General features: G+C 69.7%; 13 protein-coding genes. 6 read left to right on the top strand and 7 right to left on the bottom strand.

Features of this window, described 5'->3' with window-relative positions; all coding sequences use genetic code 11:
- Position 1: 1 nt before the first annotated feature.
- The 3 genes from ADK66_RS29025 to ADK66_RS29020 form a co-directional block, all read right to left on the bottom strand.
- Positions 2–334, bottom strand: a complete 333-nt coding sequence (locus ADK66_RS29025) for a hypothetical protein (RefSeq protein ID WP_231640240.1) — start codon at positions 332–334, stop codon at positions 2–4.
- A 123-nt stretch (positions 335–457) separates the two neighbouring features.
- On the bottom strand, positions 458–607 hold the full coding sequence (locus ADK66_RS31715; RefSeq protein WP_157553046.1) for a hypothetical protein: 150 nt from the start codon (positions 605–607) through the stop codon (positions 458–460).
- A complete protein-coding gene (locus ADK66_RS29020; protein ID WP_157553043.1) occupies positions 601–846 on the bottom strand; it encodes a hypothetical protein in 246 nt (81 codons plus the stop codon). The genes ADK66_RS31715 and ADK66_RS29020 overlap by 7 nt, the downstream gene beginning before the upstream one ends.
- A 164-nt stretch (positions 847–1,010) precedes the next feature.
- Here ADK66_RS29020 and ADK66_RS29015 point away from each other — a divergent pair, with 164 nt between their 5' ends.
- On the top strand, positions 1,011–1,388 hold the full coding sequence (locus ADK66_RS29015; protein ID WP_053660934.1) for a hypothetical protein: 378 nt from the start codon (positions 1,011–1,013) through the stop codon (positions 1,386–1,388).
- 22 nt (positions 1,389–1,410) lie between these two features.
- Here the strand turns inward: ADK66_RS29015 and argS are convergent, their stop codons facing one another.
- Positions 1,411–3,129, bottom strand: coding sequence for an arginine--tRNA ligase (gene argS / locus ADK66_RS29010; protein WP_053660932.1), 1,719 nt, complete (start codon positions 3,127–3,129; stop codon positions 1,411–1,413).
- A gap of 347 nt (positions 3,130–3,476) precedes the next feature.
- Between argS and ADK66_RS29005 the strand changes: the two genes are divergently transcribed.
- Together ADK66_RS29005 and ADK66_RS29000 are read left to right on the top strand one after the other, a co-directional pair.
- Positions 3,477–4,151 carry a DNA polymerase beta superfamily protein gene (locus ADK66_RS29005; protein ID WP_053660930.1) on the top strand — a complete coding sequence of 225 codons (675 nt, stop codon included), beginning with the start codon at positions 3,477–3,479 and terminating at the stop codon, positions 4,149–4,151.
- The gene (locus ADK66_RS29000) at positions 4,148–4,894 is read left to right on the top strand and encodes a DNA polymerase beta superfamily protein (protein WP_053660928.1); all 747 of its coding nucleotides are present in this window, start codon (positions 4,148–4,150) and stop codon (positions 4,892–4,894) included. The genes ADK66_RS29005 and ADK66_RS29000 overlap by 4 nt, the downstream gene beginning before the upstream one ends.
- Before the next feature lie 53 nt (positions 4,895–4,947).
- Here ADK66_RS29000 and ADK66_RS28995 read toward each other — a convergent pair whose 3' ends face one another.
- The gene (locus ADK66_RS28995) at positions 4,948–5,430 is read right to left on the bottom strand and encodes a sigma-70 family RNA polymerase sigma factor (RefSeq protein WP_167944377.1); all 483 of its coding nucleotides are present in this window, start codon (positions 5,428–5,430) and stop codon (positions 4,948–4,950) included.
- A 443-nt stretch (positions 5,431–5,873) separates the two neighbouring features.
- Between ADK66_RS28995 and ADK66_RS28990 the strand changes: the two genes are divergently transcribed.
- Entirely contained in the window at positions 5,874–8,723 is a 2,850-nt protein-coding gene (locus ADK66_RS28990; protein ID WP_197281672.1) for a BTAD domain-containing putative transcriptional regulator, read from the top strand.
- A 25-nt stretch (positions 8,724–8,748) separates the two neighbouring features.
- Here ADK66_RS28990 and ADK66_RS28985 read toward each other — a convergent pair whose 3' ends face one another.
- Positions 8,749–9,570, bottom strand: coding sequence for a helix-turn-helix transcriptional regulator (locus tag ADK66_RS28985; RefSeq protein WP_053660922.1), 822 nt, complete (start codon positions 9,568–9,570; stop codon positions 8,749–8,751).
- Positions 9,571–9,786: 216 nt separating this feature from the next.
- Between ADK66_RS28985 and ADK66_RS28980 the strand changes: the two genes are divergently transcribed.
- Both ADK66_RS28980 and ADK66_RS28975 read left to right on the top strand, forming a co-directional pair.
- The gene (locus ADK66_RS28980; RefSeq protein WP_053660920.1) at positions 9,787–10,566 is read left to right on the top strand and encodes an SDR family oxidoreductase; all 780 of its coding nucleotides are present in this window, start codon (positions 9,787–9,789) and stop codon (positions 10,564–10,566) included.
- 116 nt (positions 10,567–10,682) lie between these two features.
- A complete protein-coding gene (locus ADK66_RS28975) occupies positions 10,683–12,209 on the top strand; it encodes a methyltransferase (RefSeq protein ID WP_053661009.1) in 1,527 nt (508 codons plus the stop codon).
- 100 nt (positions 12,210–12,309) lie between these two features.
- Here the strand turns inward: ADK66_RS28975 and ADK66_RS28970 are convergent, their stop codons facing one another.
- Entirely contained in the window at positions 12,310–18,486 is a 6,177-nt protein-coding gene (locus ADK66_RS28970; RefSeq protein WP_053660918.1) for a carboxypeptidase regulatory-like domain-containing protein, read from the bottom strand.
- Positions 18,487–18,490 lie beyond the last annotated feature (4 nt).

Here is an 18,490-nt window from a genome sequence, read left to right as displayed (position 1 = left end):
GTCAGCCACCCACCAGCGGGACGAGTCGCACGAAGGCCACCTCGGGATCCGCGAGCAGGTCGATCTCCTCGTCCAGATCCTCGACCTGGCGGTCACCCACGAGCAGCACGAACCCGTTACGGGCGAAGGCGTCACACGCCGCGTCCGCCTGACGCTCCCAGTCCAGCCGCCGGCCCCGACCGACCCGATAGCCGTTCAACGTCGCCTCCGCGTCGGTGGGTCGCACCAGGCCCCGGAAGACCTCGGCCTGGTCGGCGTTGAACCGCGCCACCTCCTCGCGTACGCGCAACCGAACCAGCTCCCGCGCGGAGATGCGCTCCGGCAGCCCGGTCAAGGGCCACTGATCTATCGCCCTGCCCGTCGCTGTCTCATCCCGAACCGTCACCGTGGCCATCCGGCTGTGCTCCTTGCCTTGAGATGAGCGGCATCATGCACGCTGGTCTGACGAACCGCTCCGTCAGCCGCCCGGGCAGCGGGTGTCCCCGCCGCTGTGTTCCACGCAGTGCCCCGGCGGGCCGGGCGTGGTCGGTGCCGGCGCCGGATCGAGGTCCCGGACGGTGAGCACGGCGATCGGTGCGGCGGGCACGGCGATCACGACGGTCAGCACCAGGAAACAACTGCGGTGCGCACCCGCCGCAGCTGGTACGCGACGAGCGCGATGACGGCCGGCCCTGCGGTCGCCACAAACGCGACGACCAGCAGGGCCACGCTCGCCCGACGTCTGAGGTCTGCGAACTCGGCGGGCTGGTCGCCGTAGCTGACGCTCCACTGCTCCAAGCCGATGCCCACCCACCACCCGGCCGCAGCCATCAGCCCGCAGACCCAGACCAGGACCAGGAGTCCCACGATCGGGCCGCCTCGCCGAGCTGTGCCGACCCCTTCAGCCATCACGCGGTCCAGCCTGGACGGATCAACCCGGCCGGGCATGAGTCGGCGTACTCAGGTCTGCCGTTCGTTCCGGCCGGGCTTCCGCACGCCATCTGGCGCACACCCGCAGCGTCGTCGCCACAGTGCTCCTTGTCGACGCGCCGTCGACCCTGACGGAGACCGGCGAACCCACGCTCGTCTTCCTCACCGAACTGGCGCGACACGTCGTCCCAGCGCTCGTCGACCACCACCGTGACGGAACCGAGCGGCCCGCGCTGCACGCGGTCCTCGTGCAGGAACTCGCGTCGAGGGGACCGACGCCCAGATCGTGCCTGCGGCTACCCGAGCCCCGGGACCCGCGACTTGTCGCGCTGGCCGAGACGTTGCGGCAGGAACCCGCAGATCAACGCGGCCTCGCTCAACATGCGCGGGCACTGGCCACCAGCCAGCGCACGCTGAGCCGGCTGATGGCGACCGAACTTGGCCTGAGCTTTCCCCGGTGGCGGGCGATGCTGCGATGACGAGGGGTGACACCGGGCCTGCTCACATCCGTTCCGGGGTCCGGATGCCGAGAACGTGGAGCCCCTGCCGGAGCACCCGGGCGGTCAGGTCGCAGAGCACCAGACGGCTCTCCCGGACCGGGTCGTCGGCCCGCAGCACGGGACACCGCTCGTAGAACGTGCTGAACGTGGCGGCCAGCCGGTACAGGTATCCGGCGAGGTGGTGGAACTCCAGGCTCACGGCCACCTCGTCGACCACTCTGGCGAAGCCGACAAGCTCGAAGGCGAGTGCCCGCTCGGCCGGGTCGGCCAGCGAGATCTCCGCTTCCGGGCAGGCCGCCACCCCGGCCCGCCGGAAGATCGACCGGATCCGCGAGTACGCGTACTGAAGATAGGGAGCGGTATTGCCGTCCAGCGAGAGCATCCTCTCCCAGTCGAGCACGTAGTCCCGGTGCCGGTCACTGGACAGGTCCGCGTACTTGATCGCGCCGATGCCCACCGCCCGGCCCACCTCCGCCGCCTCAGCCTCGCCCAACTCCGGGTTCCGCTGCCGAGCCAGTGCGGTGGCCCGAGCGATCGCCTCCTCCAGCAGCCCCACCAGCTTCACCGAACCGCCGGCCCGGCTCCGCAGCATCCGCCCGTCCCGACCGAGGATCGAGCCGAACCCGACGTGCTCGGCCCGGGCCGGCGGGGTCAGCCATCCGGCCTGCGCGGCGACGGCGTACACCATCTCGAAGTGTCGCCGCTGCGGCAGCCCGACCACGTAGAGCAGCCGGGTCGCGCCCAACGTGGCGGTCCGGTGCCGGATCGCCGCCAGGTCGGTCGCCGGGTAGCCGTACCCGCCGTCGGACTTACGGACGATCAACGGCAGTGGCTCGCCGTCCCGACCGACGGAACCCGGCGGGAACACGCAGGCCGCACCCTCGCTCTCCCGCAGCAGCCCGAGTCGGTCCAGGTCCTCGACCACCGCGCCGAGCAGGTCGTTGTAGCTGCTCTCACCGTGGAAGTCCCGTTCGGTGAGGGTCACGTCCAGCAGGTCGTACACGGTCAGGAAGTACCGCTCGGACTGCTCCACCAGCAACCGCCAGAGCCCCAACGTCGCCTCATCGCCGCCCTGCAACGCCACGACCCGCCGCCGGGACCGCTCCCGGAACGCCTCGTCGCCGTCGAACGTGGCCCGAGCTGCCTTGTAGAACGAGTCCAGGTCACCCATCGACAGTTCCTGCGCCGCGTCGGCCCCGCCGAGGTCGACCAGATGCTCGATCAGCATGCCGAAGGGCGTACCCCAGTCGCCCAGATGATTGGCCCGCAACACCCGGTGCCCCAGCCACTCCAACAGGCGCGCCGCCGCGTCGCCGATCACCGTCGACCGCAGGTGCCCGACGTGCATCTCCTTCGCCACATTGGGCGCCGAGTAGTCGACCATCACCGTCTCTGGCGCGGCGACCACCGGCACTCCCAGCCGCGAGCTGCCGGCCAGCGCGGACACCATGCTGGCCAGGGCGGCGTCGGAGACGGTCAGGTTGAGAAAGCCCGACCCGGAAAGCTCCGCCACACTGCACAGGTCGGCCAGCTCGGCGTGCCGCAGCACCTCGGCGGCGATGACGCGGGGCGGCCGGCCGAGCCGACGGGCCAGAGCCAGCGCCGCGTCGGACTGGAAATCAGCCCGCTCGGAGCGCCGTACGACCGGGTCGACCCGCTCGCCCGCCACCGTCGCGAACGCCGGCGCCAGCCGGTCGGCCAGAAGCTTTTCCAAATCCATGGGGTACGCCGATCTCGCTCGGATCCGCGGCGCGGATCACCGGATGAGGATGCGGGCGGACCGAGGACGATCGATGATGACCGGCGGCTCGATCCGCCGATCGCAGAGAAGACTGCTCAGCGCAGGCGGTCGTGGTGCCGCCGGCGTCGCCGCGCGCCGAACAGGACGTCGGGGGACGCCATCGGGTACGCGGGCGAGCTGATCATGCCGTCAGCTTAACCTGGCGGATCGGCGGCGCAACGTCATTAGCCGGCCGACCGATGCCCATCTCAGGCCGTGCAGGTGTCTGCGCCGGTTGCCTGGAAAGGATGACGCATGCGGGCCGGTGCTTGGGTAGCCTCCCGGGCGTGATCGAGCTTGTCGAACGGCATACGGCCCTCGCCGTTGTGGTCGGGTCACGGGCGTACGGGCTGCACGGCCCGGACTCCGACTACGACCGGCGTGGCGTGTACGTGGCACCCACGCAGGCGTTCTGGCGTCTCGACAAGCCGCCCACCCACTTCGACGGTCCGGCGGCGGAGCAGTTCTCCTGGGAGTTCGAACGCTTCTGCGTGCTTGCCCTGCAGGGCAACCCGACGGTTCTGGAGGTGCTCTGGTCCCCGCTGGTCGAGACGGTCACCGTGGACGGGGAACGGTTACTGGCGGCGCGGCAGGCGTTCCTGTCGAGGCGGGTGGCGGAGACCTACGGCAGCTACGCCCGGGATCAGCTCAACCGGGTGGCCGCCCGCCGCGCGCGTACCGGCGAGACGAACCACAAACAGGCAATGCACATGATCCGGCTGCTGGTCGCCGGGGTGCACGTGCTGCGTACCGGGGACGTGTTGGTCGACGTTCGCCACCTGCGTGAGCAGCTGCTGGCGGTGCGGCGCGGTGAGCTGTCCTGGGACGAGGTCGCCGCCTGGGGCGCCGACCTGCTCGTCGAGCTCGCCGACGCGGCCGCCACCACCGCGCTTCCCGAACAGCCCGACCGGGATGAAGTGGATCAGCTGCTCACGGCCGTACGGCGGAGGAACCTGCAGTGACCATCGACGTGCCGTCGTGGGCCGCGGAGGCAGTCCGCGCCCTGCCTCGCCCGCTGCTGTTCGCCACCGTCAGCGGTGCGCATCTGTACGGGTTCGCGTCCATCGACTCCGACCTGGATCTGCGAGCCGCGCACCTGCTCTCGCCCGAGGAGGTGGTCGGGCTGCGTACCGGACCGCAGACGTTGCAGCACATGGGCGTGCGCGACGGTGTCGAGCTGGACGTGGTGAGCCACGATCTGCTGAAGTTCGCCAAGCTGTTGAACAGCCGCAACGGCTACGTTCTGGAGCAGGTGCTGTCGCCGCTGGTGGTCGTGACCAGCGCGGTGCACGCCGAGCTCGTTTCGCTGGCCCCGCGACTGGTCACCCGGCACCACGCGCACCACTACCTCGGGTTCGCGGCCACCCAGGAGAAGTTGTACGCCAGGACCGGGCAGCTCAAGCCCGCGCTGTACACGCTGCGGGTCCTGCTCACCGGCATCCACCTGATGCGGACCGGCCTCCTGGAGGCGGACCTCGGTGTGCTCGGAGCGAGGTTGCCGTACGTGCCGGATCTCATCGCCGCCAAGCGGGAGGCCGAGCACGGACCACTCCCCGCAGGCGCTGCGCAGCACCTCGCCACTGACGTGCCGCGGTTGCGCGCCGAGCTCGAGACTGCCCGGGACTCCTCGGAGCTGCCCGGGCAGGTGGACCCGACGGCGGTGGACGCCCTGCACGACCTGGTGGTGCGTACCCGATTGGGCTGAGGTCGCCGACCGGTCCCTTCCGAGATGGCCGGCGCGTGCCGACACCTTGTCGTTCAGCGGCTCGTCAGCGCGTTGCGCACATGCCGCACGCCGTAGTGCGCGCGTGATTTCACGGTGCCGACGGGAAGGCCGAGTCGGTCGGCGACCTCGCCGGCAGAGTGGCCTTTCACATACAATTCGATCAGCACGGACCGATGGGCAGGGGCCAGTTCACCGACGGCGCGCCGCAGGGTCAGCGATGCGATTGCCGTTTCCGCCGCGGCGTTCACCGGCGGCGACAGGTCCGTCTCGGCCAGGCCGACCTCCACGGGCCGCGTCTGCCGTCTGCGGTGCGCGTCGATGGCGAGGCGCCGCGCGACCTTGAACAGCCAGCGTCGCTGCGGCTCCGGGCCGGAGGGCATCTTGTCGAGGTTGCGCCAGGCTCTGACCATGGTCTCCTGCACCAGATCCTCGGCAGTGCAGGATGCGCCTGCAGGGGTCAGTCTCCTCAGATAGTGGAGCAGCGCGCCGCCGTTGGCCCGGTGGAGCTCCCGCATGTGCGCCTCGGTATCAGGTGACGTCGGCATCGTGTTCCCCCCGTCGACTTCAACAGTTCGAGGGAAGGGTAGGAGCCGGCCTGTTAATTCCTACTTTAGCCGTTCCGCTGCTCCGGACAATGCGAGGAAAGGCGTCACGAAGCCGATATTCCGAGCTTCGGAAAAACTCGATAGAGATGGGCATTGACCGTACGGTGGGAAACGTGGAGCCGCGAAAGGCTCCGTGGCGGCGCAGCTTCTCGCCGAAGGCGAGCCAGATGCGTCTCCACTTCGCGTCCGACCAGCGGTTCACGGGATGACATCACGCCTTGTACTACGGGGCCGGGTGGTCGGAGTTCACAAGCGTCCGGCCGCAACCGCCGGTACCAGCGGTCCCGTCCGAACTGCTCGCCTAAGCTTCCAATGATCACTGGCCGACGGCGACACTGATGGGGGTCGATTCCGTGACCGGGGCGCAGGACGACGTGCGCTTCGCGGTGCTAGGCCCCGTGGAGGTGTGGCGCGGCGGGCAGCCTGTCGATCCCGGGTCGCGCCAGCAACGCCTCATTCTGGCGTTGCTTCTGGCGCGGGCCGGCCAGCCGGTCGGCCTCGCGGATTTCGTCGCCCTGTTGTGGGACGAGCGACCGCCGCGCAGCGCCGCGAACATCGTGCACCTTTATCTGGGTCGGCTCCGGCGGCTGTTCGAACCCGGCCTGCGCCCTCGTGCGTCCGGCAGGTGGCTGGTGAGTGACGCGTCCGGCTATCGCATCGTGGTCGACGCCGACGGGCTGGACCTGCTGACATTTCGACGCCTGGCGCAGCGGGCGCGGGCGGCCGACGATCCCGCGCAGGCACTGGCGGCCTACGTCGAAGCGCTGGAGCTGTCGCGCGGGCCGTGCGCCGGAGCGCCGGAGTTGATCAGTCGCCCGATCGCCGAATTCGAGGCCGTCGACAACGAGTACGCCGATCTGGTGCGGGAGGCCACCGACCTGGCGCTGTCCGCCGGCGCGGGGCGAGCTGTGCTTCCGATGCTGCGGCGTGTGGCCCAGGAACGTCCTCTGGACGAGGCCGTTCAGGCCAGACTGCTGCTGACCCTGGCCGCGGTCGGGCAGCAGGCTGAGGCGGTCGCTCTCTACCAGGAACTGCGCGGCCGGCTCGCCGACGACCTCGGGATCGATCCGGGCCGGGAGATCCAGGAGGCCTACCGTACGGTCCTGCGCAACGGCGATCCCGGCCCCGCCGAGCGGGCGGAAGCACCACTGCCCTCCAAGGACCCGTCGGCGGACGGCTTCTTCGTCCGCCCGGCGCAGTTGTTGCCCGACCTGCCTCACTTCACGGGGCGGGACAAGAGCCTGCGCCGGGCACTGGCGCTCATCCACGGCCGAGCTGGCGGGAACGCCCTGCGGATCGTCGCCATCGAGGGCATCCCCGGCATCGGCAAGACGAGCCTGGCGACCCACCTGGCCTACCTGGTGGCCGACGAGTTCCCCGACGGTCAGCTCCACGTCGACCTCCGGGGCCTTGATCCGGACGCCGCGCTGACACCGGGAGAGGTGCTGGAGGACTTCCTGCACGCACTTGGCGTCCGTGGACCCGACATCCCGGCGAGCTACCTGGCCCGGTCGGGGCTCTACCGCAGTGTCCTGGCCGAGCGGCGGGTGCTGATCGTGCTGGACAACGTCCGCGACGCCGATCAGGTCCGGCCGCTGCTGCCCGGCGCTCCCGGCAGCCTCGTCCTGGTCACGAGCCGGTACAGCCTGGCCGGTCTCGCCACGACACACGGGGCCCACGTGCTCACGCTCGACGTCCTGCCGACCGACGAGGCGCGCGAACTCCTGATCTCGCGCGTCGGGCGCGCCCGTGCTCTGGCCGAACGGCGGGCGCTGGACGAGATCGTCGACCTGTGCGGGGGCCTTCCGCTGGCACTCGCCATGGTGGCCGCCCGGGCCCTGGCCCGACCCGGATATCGGCTGTCGGATGTCGCGCGTGAACTGCACGAGGCTCAGGGCAGTCTCGACGGATTTGGCTCCGATGACCCGGACAGCGACCTGCGCGCCATCTTCTCCTGGTCCTACCGCAGCCTCAACCCTGCTGCCGCGCGACTCTTCCGCCTGCTGGCACTGCATCCAGGCCCGGACATCACCCGCGCGGCGGCGGCGAGCCTCGGCGGCCTGTCCGCACGCGACGCCCGCGAGGTGTTCGGCGAGCTGGTGCGCAGCCGGCTGGTCACCGAACGGCTGCCCGGTCGCTACGGCGCCCACGACCTCATCGCCGCGTACGCGCGGGAACTGATGCTCGACGCCGAGCCTGGCCCGGAGCGCGAGGCGGCCGCGGACCGGCTGCTCGGCCTCTATCGGCGGACGGCGTACGCGGCCAATCTCTTCATCAATGCCGAGATCGACGCCGACCCACCCGCGGTGCCCGACGGGGTCGTCGACGAGAGTCCGCGGGACGGCCGGGAAGCCGCCGACTGGTTCGCCGCCGAGCGTGAGGTGCTCAAGGCGGTCATGCGTCAGGCGAACGACAGGGGCCGGGTGTACGACGCCTGGCAGCTGGAGCTCACGGTGCAGGGCTTCTATCAGCGGGAGGGCTGGTGGCACGAGTGGGCGACTGTGGTGCGCGAATGCCTCGACGCGACCGAACGCGCCGGCGACTTGGCCGGTGCGGCGGAGATGCTGCGGAGTCTGGCCGGCGCCCATTTCCACCTCGGCGACAGCGACTCCGCGCTGGCTCTGCTCGAACGGGCTCTCGTGATCTTCACCGAGCTGAGCAACGCGTCCCGCGAGGCGCTGACCTTACGCAATCTGGGCGAGGTGAGCTTCGCGGTGGGCGATTACGACAGGTCCGTCGCCTGCCACCACCGGGCTCTGCGCATGGCGGAGTCGCTGGGGGACCGGACGGCTCAGGCCGATGTGCTGTGCCGCCTCGCCGACGCGCAGTACGAGCTCGGCCACCGCGCCGTGAGTTTCGAGACCATCGACCGAGCCCTGACCTTGAGCGAGCAGCTCGCCGACGACGTCCGCCGCAGCGAATGTCACCTGCGGCGGGCCAACCTCTACCTGCGCGAACGGCAGTTCGCTGAGTCCTTGGCGGATTGGACCGCGGCCCGGGAGCTCTCCCAGAGGGTCGGCCACCGCGTGCACATGGTCCGCGCGAGTGTGGGCCTCGGAGACACCGCCTACGCGATGAACGACTGGCCCGCCGCCCGCGCGGCATGGCTCCAGGCGCTCGCTCTGGGAAACGACTCGGACGCGCAGCAGGAGGAACAGATCCGGCGTCGCCTGGCCAAGCTCAGCCACGGCGCGGCGGCCTGACCTCGAGCGGGGCACGACGGGCCGTCTACCTGTCCGCGCTGCCCAGAAGCCGGGTGAGGCGCCGGGCGTCCTCCGAGCCGGCCGTGGGGTGGTAGATCACCAAGCCCTGTTCGGGCATTCCGGCGACGGACAGACGTTCCAGGTGCAGTTGCAGGGGCCCCGCGACCGGGTGTTGCAGCAGCGCGAGTTCGGTGTCACGTGTGACGACATCGTGTCGCTCCCACAACTGGCGGAAGCTCTCGCTGCGTTCCGACAGTTCGTCGACCAACGCCAGGAAGTCGGGACGGGCAGCGCCCCGGCCGACGGTGTCCCGCACGACAGCCACGAAACGGCGAGCCGTCGTCTGCCAGTCCCGGTAGAGGTCTCGCTCGGAGTCGACGAGGAAGAACGACCGCAGCCGGTTCTTCCCGGTCACCAGCTCCGGAGAGATCCGGAAGGCGTTGCGGTTGGCGGTGAGGACATCGAAGTTGCGTCCCGTCACGAACGCGGGCAGGGGCAGGAGCCGGACGAGGTTCTCGACGCTGGACGGGACCCGTTCGTCGGTCTGGTTCGCCGATTCCGCGTCGGTCGTCGCCGGTGTTGCCAGGCTCGTGAGATAGGCGGTGGCCGCGTCGTCCAGCCGTAGCGCCCGCGCCAGCGCCCGGATGACCTGGAGCGACGGTGTCCCTCCGCGGCCCTGTTCCAGACGCAGGTAGTAGTCGGCGCTGATGCCCGCGAGCAGGGCCACCTCCTCGCGGCGCAGACCCGCCACGCGTCGTCGGCCTGTCCCTTCGGGCAATCCGACGTCACCCGGGCGGAGCTGCCCCCGACGTGCCCGTAAGTAGCCCGCGAGCAGGTCCTCGGCCATATGGTCGATGCTAGCCACGGGCCGAGGCGCGGGCCGCCAGGACTGCCGGGTCGCCGGTGCCTGGGAGTGCCGATACCAGGAAGAAGGCGGCACTGCCTGTCTCGTCGCCGCCGGTTGATGCTGGTGGTGCGGCCCTCACCGCCGGCGGCGTCGCGTGCGCCAGACGCCGACGGGTGATCGCCGCGGGGACATCTCCAACTGGAAGGACCAACGATCATGAGCAAGCGGGCACTCGTCACGGGGGCCACGTCGGGCATCGGCAGGGCCTTCGCGGAACGGCTGGCCGGGCTGGGCTACGACCTCATCATCGTCGGGCGTCGCGAGGAACGGCTGAAGGAACTCGTAGCCGCCCACCCGGAGGTCAACGTCCGTGGCATCGCGGCTGACCTGTCCACCGACGCCGGGATCGACGCCATCGCCAAGGTCTGCGCGACCGAGGACATCACGCTGTTGGTGAACAACGCCGGTGTGGCGCACTACATGCCCCTGGCCGACCTGTCCGCCGAGAAGGCCCGCGAGCTGGCCCATGTCAAGACGGTGGCGCCCACCATGCTCACCCGGGCGGTCGTGGGCGGTATGCAGGCCCGCGGTGAGGGCGCCATCGTCAACGTCGCCGGCATGATCGCCTTCAGCGGTCCCGCGCCGAGTTCGGTGATGCCGCGGCGCGCGGTGTACGCAGGCGGTCTGGCCTTCGCGGTCGCCATGTCGCAGACGCTCAGCGCCGAACTCGACGGCACCGGTGTCCGGGTCCAGGTGCTGTGCCCGGGCGTGGTGGCTACCGAGTTCCACGAGCGTCAGGGCATGGACCTCAGCGCCGTACGACGGATGAGTGCCGACGACGTCGTCACCGCGAGCCTGCGCGGGCTGGAACTGGGTGAGGTCGTGGTGGCCCCTGGCGTGGAGGACGCGAGCCTGCTGAACGCGATCTTCTCCGCGGAGCTGGCCGCCTTCAACGCGCAGAGCCCGGAGTTGGCGTCCCGGTACCGCGGCAACTGACGGCCCAGCCCTGTGGGAAGGCGATCGGCGCTGGCAATCAGCCCGCCCGGTTGGCGGAGGCACCGACCCGTTACCATCGCGGGCCGTACACCGGCCGGAACAAACGTGGGGTGATCATGGCTGGCCCGTCCACCCGCTTCGTGCTCTTTCCAGGGCGCCATCACCTGCTGACCCGCTTCCAGGCTGACTACCTGCGGCGGCTAGCCGAGGACGCCGCTGCCACGATCGTCTGGGCGGTGACCTCCGCCAACCACGAGAACACCAAGCGTAATCCGGTCCCGTACCACCGTCGGGAAGCCGCGATCGAGCGATTCAGTGTGCTGAGCGGGCTGCGTTCGCTGGTCGTGCCGATCTTCGACACCGCGTACACCGACGACTTCGCCGAGGTGACCCTCAAGAACATCGCGGTAGCCACCGGACTCGAACTCACTCCCGGGGACACCTTGGTGGCATGCTCGACGCCGGAGGTCGCCAAGCTGTACGAGCGGCTCGGTTTCACGATCGCGCAGGTCGAGGCCGATCCCGAGCTACGGACCACGCCCGAACGGCCGTGGGATGTCCTGCTACGCCTGGCCGCGGGCGACGACACGTGGCGCGAGCTGACGCACCCGGCGACGATCGACGTCTTCGAGCGCTACCGCCTGGTCGACGAGATCCGGATGGTGGTCAACGACCCGCTCGTCGGCGACGAGGGTGGCCTCACCGTCACCCGCGACTACCGGACGTACGTGGAGGCCTTCGCCGGCGCAGCCGAGCGCAAGTGGGACGCCGTCCGTCAGTACGTGCAACCCGGCCGCATCGTCGATATCGGTTGCGGCGCCGGGGCGGTCCTGGAGTTGGCCGATCGGGAACCCGGCCTGCACGAGAGCGACCTCATCGGCGTCGAGGTCGCCCGACACCTCTTTCAGGAGTGCCTGCACAAGAAGGCGCAGGGCGTGTTCCGCAACGCCAACGTGTACTTCTTCCACCGGAACGTCCTCGGTGGCGCGGTCCTGAAGGACCGCTCGGTGGACACCACCCTCACCTTCGCGTTGACCCATGAGATCTGGTCGTACGGGCGGCAGCGGGAGTCACTGTTGCAGTTCGCCCGCCGCATCCACGACCACACAGTGCCCGGTGGCGTCTGGATCAACAGCGACGTGTGCGGCCCGGACGATCCCCACCGGCCGGTGATCCTGCGACTCGTGACAGATGACGGCGACAACCCGGCATCGCCGCGCCGGGATCTCGCCAGCCTGGACTCCGCCGAGGTCAGGCGGCATGTCGGCGGACTGTCGACGCGGGCGCGGCTGGATCAGTTCGCTGTCGACTTCGCGTTCCCCTTCGACTACGAGGCCCTGCCCGACGGCTCGGTACGCCTTGAACTGGGCTCCGCGATGGACTACCTGACCCGCAAGGACTACATCGACAGCTGGCTCTCCGAGACGAAGGAACAGTTCTGTGGCCTCAGTTTCGCCGACTGGACAACGCTGCTGACCGAAGCGGGCTTCGAGATCGCTCCTGCCTCCACCGCCGTCCGCAACGATTGGGTGATCGACAACCGGATCGCGCCGGTAGCCTCTCTCGCCGACCTCGACGGCCGGCCCCTCGACTGGCCGACGACCCACATCCTCACCGTCGCCCACCGACCCTGGAATGAGTGAGCGCTCGCCCTGACGGGACGCGACCACGCAGGGCCAGAGCCTCCACGGAGATGCTTCCCGTGGAGGCTCTGGCCACTGATGGCGGACAGGTCCGGCTATCTCACAGGCGCGGGTCCTGCTGGACCTTGAGGGCGTTGAGGATCGGGTCGCCCTCGCCCTTCTCGCGGCGAAGCTCGATCGTCAGATCGCCACCGGCGTGCTCGACGGTGACCGTGTTCAGGTCCGCGGTCAGCGCACCCACCTTCGCCTGCACGTCGTGGTCATAGAGCACCACCTTGCCGTCGGCCAGCACATCGAAGGCACGCTTGCCGGCCTTCACCTTCTCGATCTCCGCGAAGTCGAGGCCGATCCGGTACGTCCCGGCGGGCGCGTTCTTGAACACGTAGCTGAACGTCTCACCGGTCCGCTGGGTGCGGAACAGCGCGTCGTCCTGCGTACCGGCGATGTCGGCCTTCGTGGCACGCGGCTTGCCGCCGACGTAGCCCCACGGTCGCGAGCCCAGCGCCTGGTCGGGCAACCAGACGAAGCCGTCGGCGCCGACGTGCCCGGCTCCGCCGACGTCGACACCCTTCCAGTAGGCCGAGGTCGCGAGGCGTACCGGCTTGAGCTGGGCCTCGCCCTTGCCGGCGTTGGACGCCACGAGCACATCCCCGACGAGTACGCCGGGCGCGACGCCCGCGTTGTCGGCCGTCGCCGTGACAGTTGTGGACTGTCCGGCCGCGAGGGTGACAGTGCCGGTCGCCGCCGCACCCGTGAGGGCCAGCCATCCAAGGTCGGCAGCCTCGTGCCCGCCGTCGCCGGTGCGCTTCTGCTCGCTGAGCCGCACCTCCAGCGGGGCGGAGCCGGTGTTGGTCACCGTCACGTCGGCCGTCGCCTTCTGGCCCTTGTCGAGGAGCCAGTCGAGGTTGCCCGCGGTGACGGTGGCGATGCCCGTGGTCAACGCCCTGTCGACCACCTCGGCCTGATCCTTCTTGGCGATGGTCACCCGGTGGCTGGCGGTGACGTAGTTCGGCGCCGAGATCTGCACAGTGTTCTCGCCGACAAGCGCCTGAGCCTTCCACCGGCCCTTCACGTCGGTGGTGATGACCCGTTCACCGCTGGGCCCCGTGAGCGTGACGATCGCGCCCTCGATCGGCTTGCCGTCGTTCTTGTCGGTGACCGTGCCCTCGATCGTGCCCGAGGCCGGGAGGGTGTACTCCAGCCCCAGACCGGCCTTCAGTATTGGCTGGTTGAAGGAGTACTGGCCCGCGGGGTTGCGCGTCAGGCTCTGCACGCCGACCGTCGCCGACGACCCTCGTGTGAGGGGGTTGTCGCCGCCGACGCCGTCGCCGTACCCGATCTGGATCCGTCCGTCGGCGATCAGGGTGACCGAGAAGCTCACACGGGCCGTCCGGTCGTTGTAGAAGGCGACGTTGCGCCACTCGATGACCTGCGCCACCAGCCCGTCCACCTCGGTGGTGCCGAAGTAGATGCCGGCCTCGTCGTCGACGATGAGGTCGTCCCAGAGCGGATAGATCGCGTCGATCGGACTGGACGACGGCAGCGCCGTGTTGTTCCCCAAGGTGCTGGCGCGGTCGAAGGTCAGCGTGCCGTTCGTCGTCACGCACACGCCGTCCCAGGCCGTGTCGTAGAACGGGAACAGGAAGCTGGAGTCGAACCACAGCACGCCGCAGCTGTCGTCGCCGTGCCACCCGGACTCCTGCGTGCCCTGGCGGTAGAGCCCGTCGGTCACCTTCATCGAGTACGAGCGGCCGGCGGGGGCCACCGGCACCGGACCCGGCTCCGGCTGTTCGGGTTGGGGCTCCGGCTCCGCCGCGTCCGCACGCGGATCGAGCGTCACCCGCAGCGCGGCGATTGTCGGCGGCTTCAGACCCTTCGAGCCCCGCAGTTCCACCGTCAGCGGACCACCGTCGTGCTTCACGACGGCGGTACGCCAGTCGGCGGCGTTCGGCCCCACGGCCGCGGCCGGGTCGTACGCGTACTCCGTCAGTGTTCCGTCCACGAGGACGTCGAACACCCGCTTGCCCTTGGCCACCTTCTCGATCTCGGCGAACCCGAAATCGATCGCGTAGGTGCCCTTGGGCGCGTCGGGGAAGCGGTAGAACAACTGCTTGTCGGGCGTGGTGCGCTGTGACTGGAACAGGGCGTCGTCCGTCGTACCCGCGATCGCGGTCTTCGTGGAGGCGACCTTCGTCTTCCCCTCGTAGCCCCACGCCTTCGTGCCGGCGGCCTGGTCGCCGAGCCAGGTGTAGCCGGAGCCGTCGGTGAACTTCGCGCCACCGGCGTTGACGCCGACCTGGTACTTCGTGGTCGTGAGCGTCACAGGCACGTAGGTCTTGGACTGGCGTCCGGAGTCGGACCTCACCACGATGTTCGCGCCAAGAGTCCCCGGCTTGGCGCCCTTCGAGGAGAGGGAGACCTTGACGGTCGTCGACTGACCCGGGGCGAGGGTGCCGCCGTTCGACGAGAGCGACAGCCACGGCAGGTCGGTGAGCAGGTCGTCCTCGACGTCGACAAGCACGACGTCGTCGGCGACCTGGTCGGCCGCCCACAGCGCGCCGGTCGAGTCGGTTTCGAGGCCGCCGCCCTGGGTCGCCTTCTGGCCCGGGAACCACCACGCGTTGACCAGCGAGCAGTCGTCGGGGTCGACCTGCAGCAGGCGGGTTGGCCTGTTGAAGGTGAGGTCGGTGTACCAGATGGTGTCGGACGCCTGGTTGTACGCCAGGCCCATCACCTCGGGCAGCGGCGGGGCGCAGAAGGACAGCAGCGCACCCGGCTTGTCGTGCGACGTGCCGGCGACGGTTCCGATCATGCCGTTCGCCCGACCACCGACGTAGAACACGTCCCGCATCGGGTTGTAGGCGAGGCCGGTCAGCTGCAGCGTCGACCAGTCACCAGTGATCTGCCGCGTTTCCTTGCCGGTCTCCCGGTTGAAGCAGTGGATGAAGCTGGCCGGGCTGTCCTCCATCTGGCACATGTCACCGGTCTTGGTGTCCAGCGCCATGTCGAACGCCCGGTACGCGGGGTTCCACGACGCGTCGAAGACCTTCCCGGTCGGCTTGCCCGTCACCGTGTAGGCGGTGTTGGTCCGCTTGTTGTAGTCGTGGACCCAGACGTCGCCGTCGTACCCGATGCCGGTGGGCTCCTTGTCCTCGATCCTGCCGGGGATGGGGATCCGGGTGATGACGTCTCCGCCGGAGGTCGCGCCGACCTTGCCGGCCGCCTGTGCCTCCGCGGCGCTCGACGTCGCCGCCATGCCGTCGACGTTCGACGGCTTCATGCCGCTCGCACCGGCCTTCCAGGCGGCGAGGTCGATCGTGCTGGCCGCGCCCTTCCCGGTGCGCGTGGTGGCGCCGGAGGCGTCCAGGTCGGGGTGACGCGCGGCCTCGCCCAGGTTGTACGTGAGGGGAGCGGAACCGTTGTTCGTCAGTGTCAGTGAGCCCACACCGTTCTGGTCGGTGCCCAACAGCGCGTCGAGGCCGTCGGCCTTCAGGCCGGCGACACCAGTGGCGAGACGCGCGTCGATCTTCGCCTTCGCGTAGAGCTTGTCGAGGGAGAAGGGGTACGCCGCGGTCGTGTAGTTCGGCGCGTCGACGGTCATGGTGTAGTCGCCGACCGGAAGCTGGCGATGCACGAGACCCGTCGCGTTTGTCGTGACGGTCTCCACGAGCCCGAGCTTGTTCGTGAACGAGACCTTGGCACCGGCCACCGGCAGCCCGTCGTTCTGGTCGACGACTGTCGCGTCGAGGTACCCGAAGTCCGGCATGTCGTAGGTGACGACCATCCCGTCGCGCAGCACCGGGGCGCTTTCGGAGAACCGGATGCCGTCGACGCCGGCCCAGCCCTGGATGCCCGTGATGGCGTGCCCGCCAGCGGTCACCGGGTCGTCGGACCCGACGCCGTCGCCGTACCCGAAGATCACCGTGCCGGAGCGGGTGAGCGTGGCCGAGAAGCTGACCGGCTCCGTGTACTCCGACCGGATCGGATAGGCCCAGAGCTTGGCCTTGCGGTACTCGATGACGAACGCGTCCTCGCCGCCGACCTTTGTGGCCGCCGTGAAGACTCCGCCGCCGGAGGCGAACTCGACCGGGCTCTGCACGTAGAACGGGAAGATGCCCGCGCCGCCGGTGCCGGGCCCGGTGGTGGTGTCCGGGGAGATCACGCCCCGCAGGCCGATACCGAGGCTGTCGTGGCTTCCGTTGTAGAGCGCGACCGGGAACGGCAGCTTCACCGTGGCCCACACTCCGCTGGTGAACGCGACCGGGTCGGTACCGCGCAGGTACTCGCCCTCGGAGACGGCGCAGCTGTAGCCGCCCTTGTCGACGACGAGCCCGACGGGGATCTCGCGCGACTCGTTCTGCGCGCCGACGGTAAGCGGGACCGTCGTGGGCGAGAAGCAGGCGTTGGGCTTGACCGTCAGCGCGTACCCGCCCTCGGGGACGCCGGTGATCGTGAACGCGCCGTTGGCGTCAGTGCGTACCGGCTTCAGCGGCGTGTCCTTGACGGAGACGTCGGCGTTCGGGACGGGCCGCTTCTTGTCGTCGACGACCCGGCCGCCGATGTCGTGCTTCGTGGCGGCCGTGAGCGGCAGCTTGACGGAGGTGTCCTGGCCGAGGGTGATCGTGACGTTGGTGGTCGCGGTCAGGTAGCCGAAGACCTTGGTGCTGAGCTGGTAGTCGCCGACCGGGAGGTTCGTGGTAAACCGGCCGTCCTTGTCGGTGCCGATCGACCGGCTGAACGGCCCGCTGATCGTCACCTCGGCCGCGGGGACCGGGGCGCCGTTGGCGGTGACGACACCGGTCAGTGTGCCGCCCTCGCGGGGCGCGAGTTCGAGCAGGCGGACGAGGTCGAGCCGGCCTTCGCCGTACTTGTTGTTGACCTTGGCGGTGCCACCGCACTCGGTGTCGTCGACGTCGACGGCCGACTCGCCGAGCAGGCGGCGGGTCTCCTCGACCCGCCCGATAAGGGTCGGGTCGTAGCTCCACAGCGCCGCGACGGCGCCGGCGACGTGGGGTGCCGCCATCGAGGTGCCGGACATCTCGACGTAGCTGTTGCCCGGGTACGACGACAGGACGCCGTCGCCCGGAGCGGAGATCTCGGGCTTGATCCGGTCGCCCTCACCTTCGCCCTTGCGGGAGAACAACGCGAGTCTGCCGTCCGATGAGTAGGCGCCCACGGAGTAGGCGCTCTCGGCGGAGCCGGGCGAGGAGACGGTGTCGCAGGCCGCGTACGGCGTGGTGTTGCCCGACGACCAGACGCTGAAGATGCCCGCGGCGGTCCACGCCTCGTCGATGGCCTTGAAGAAGTCGTCGAAGCTGTGCTCGACGGTCTGGCCCCACGAGTTGTTGACGACGTGCGGGCGCTTGGACGGATCGGGGTTGTTGCCCTGGGTGTCGGTCGGGGCGAGCAGCCACCAGCCGGAGCGCAGCAACGACTCGACGCCAGTGCTGTCGCAGCAGCCGTTCGTCGCGATCCACTGCGCGTCCGGGGCGACGCCGACGTGGTTGGTGCCGTCGTCGCCGACCATGGTGCCCATGGTGTGCGTGCCGTGTCCGTTGTCGTCGCACGGGACGCCCGTGCACGTGCCCCGGCCGGCCATCCAGTTGTAGTTGTGGTCGACGGTGCCGTCGGGCTTCGTGCCGCGGTACTGGTTCACCAGGGCGGGGTGGTCGAACTCGACGCCCGAGTCGAGATTGGACACGGTGATGCCCGCACCGGTGGCGCCCATGGCCCATGCCTCGGGCGCGTGGATGGCCTCCAGGCCCCAGGGGATCGTGCCGTCGTTCGGGGCGGCGGAGCGGGCAGCCTGCTCAGCCGGGCTCTTCTCGTCCACGGGCTTGACCAGCGCGACCTGCGGCGTCGCGTGGATCTCGGCGACCTGCGTCATCGAGGCCACGTCGAGGGCGAGCTTCTCGGTGCCTCCCTTGACGAGCACGACGTTGGCGACCGGGTAGGAGGTGTATGTGACGCCTGCCCGGTCGAGCTCGGTGGAGACGGATGCCAGGGAGGTCTTCGCCGCCGCGTTCAGCGCGTCGTAGACGAACCGACCACGGGCGGCCCAGTCGGTGATCTTCTTCGCCGGGGCGAGGTCGGCCGGGGTGTCGAACCTGATCCAGAAGTCGGAAGTCGGTTCCGTGCGGAAGCGGTCCTTCAGGCTCGACTCGATCTTCTTGTCGGCCGCGCCGGGATCGGGCTCAGCGGCGGACGCCGGTAGTGGCTGGATGATGCTCAGACCGACCACAACGGCCAGCGAAGCCGCGAGGGCTTTGAATCTCATGGGG

Source organism: Micromonospora sp. NRRL B-16802, assembly GCF_001279555.1.
Taxonomy (GTDB): Bacteria; Actinomycetota; Actinomycetes; order Mycobacteriales; family Micromonosporaceae; genus Micromonospora; species Micromonospora profundi.
Note: the sequence above shows the minus strand (reverse complement) of the source record. Positions and strands in the feature narration are given on the sequence as shown.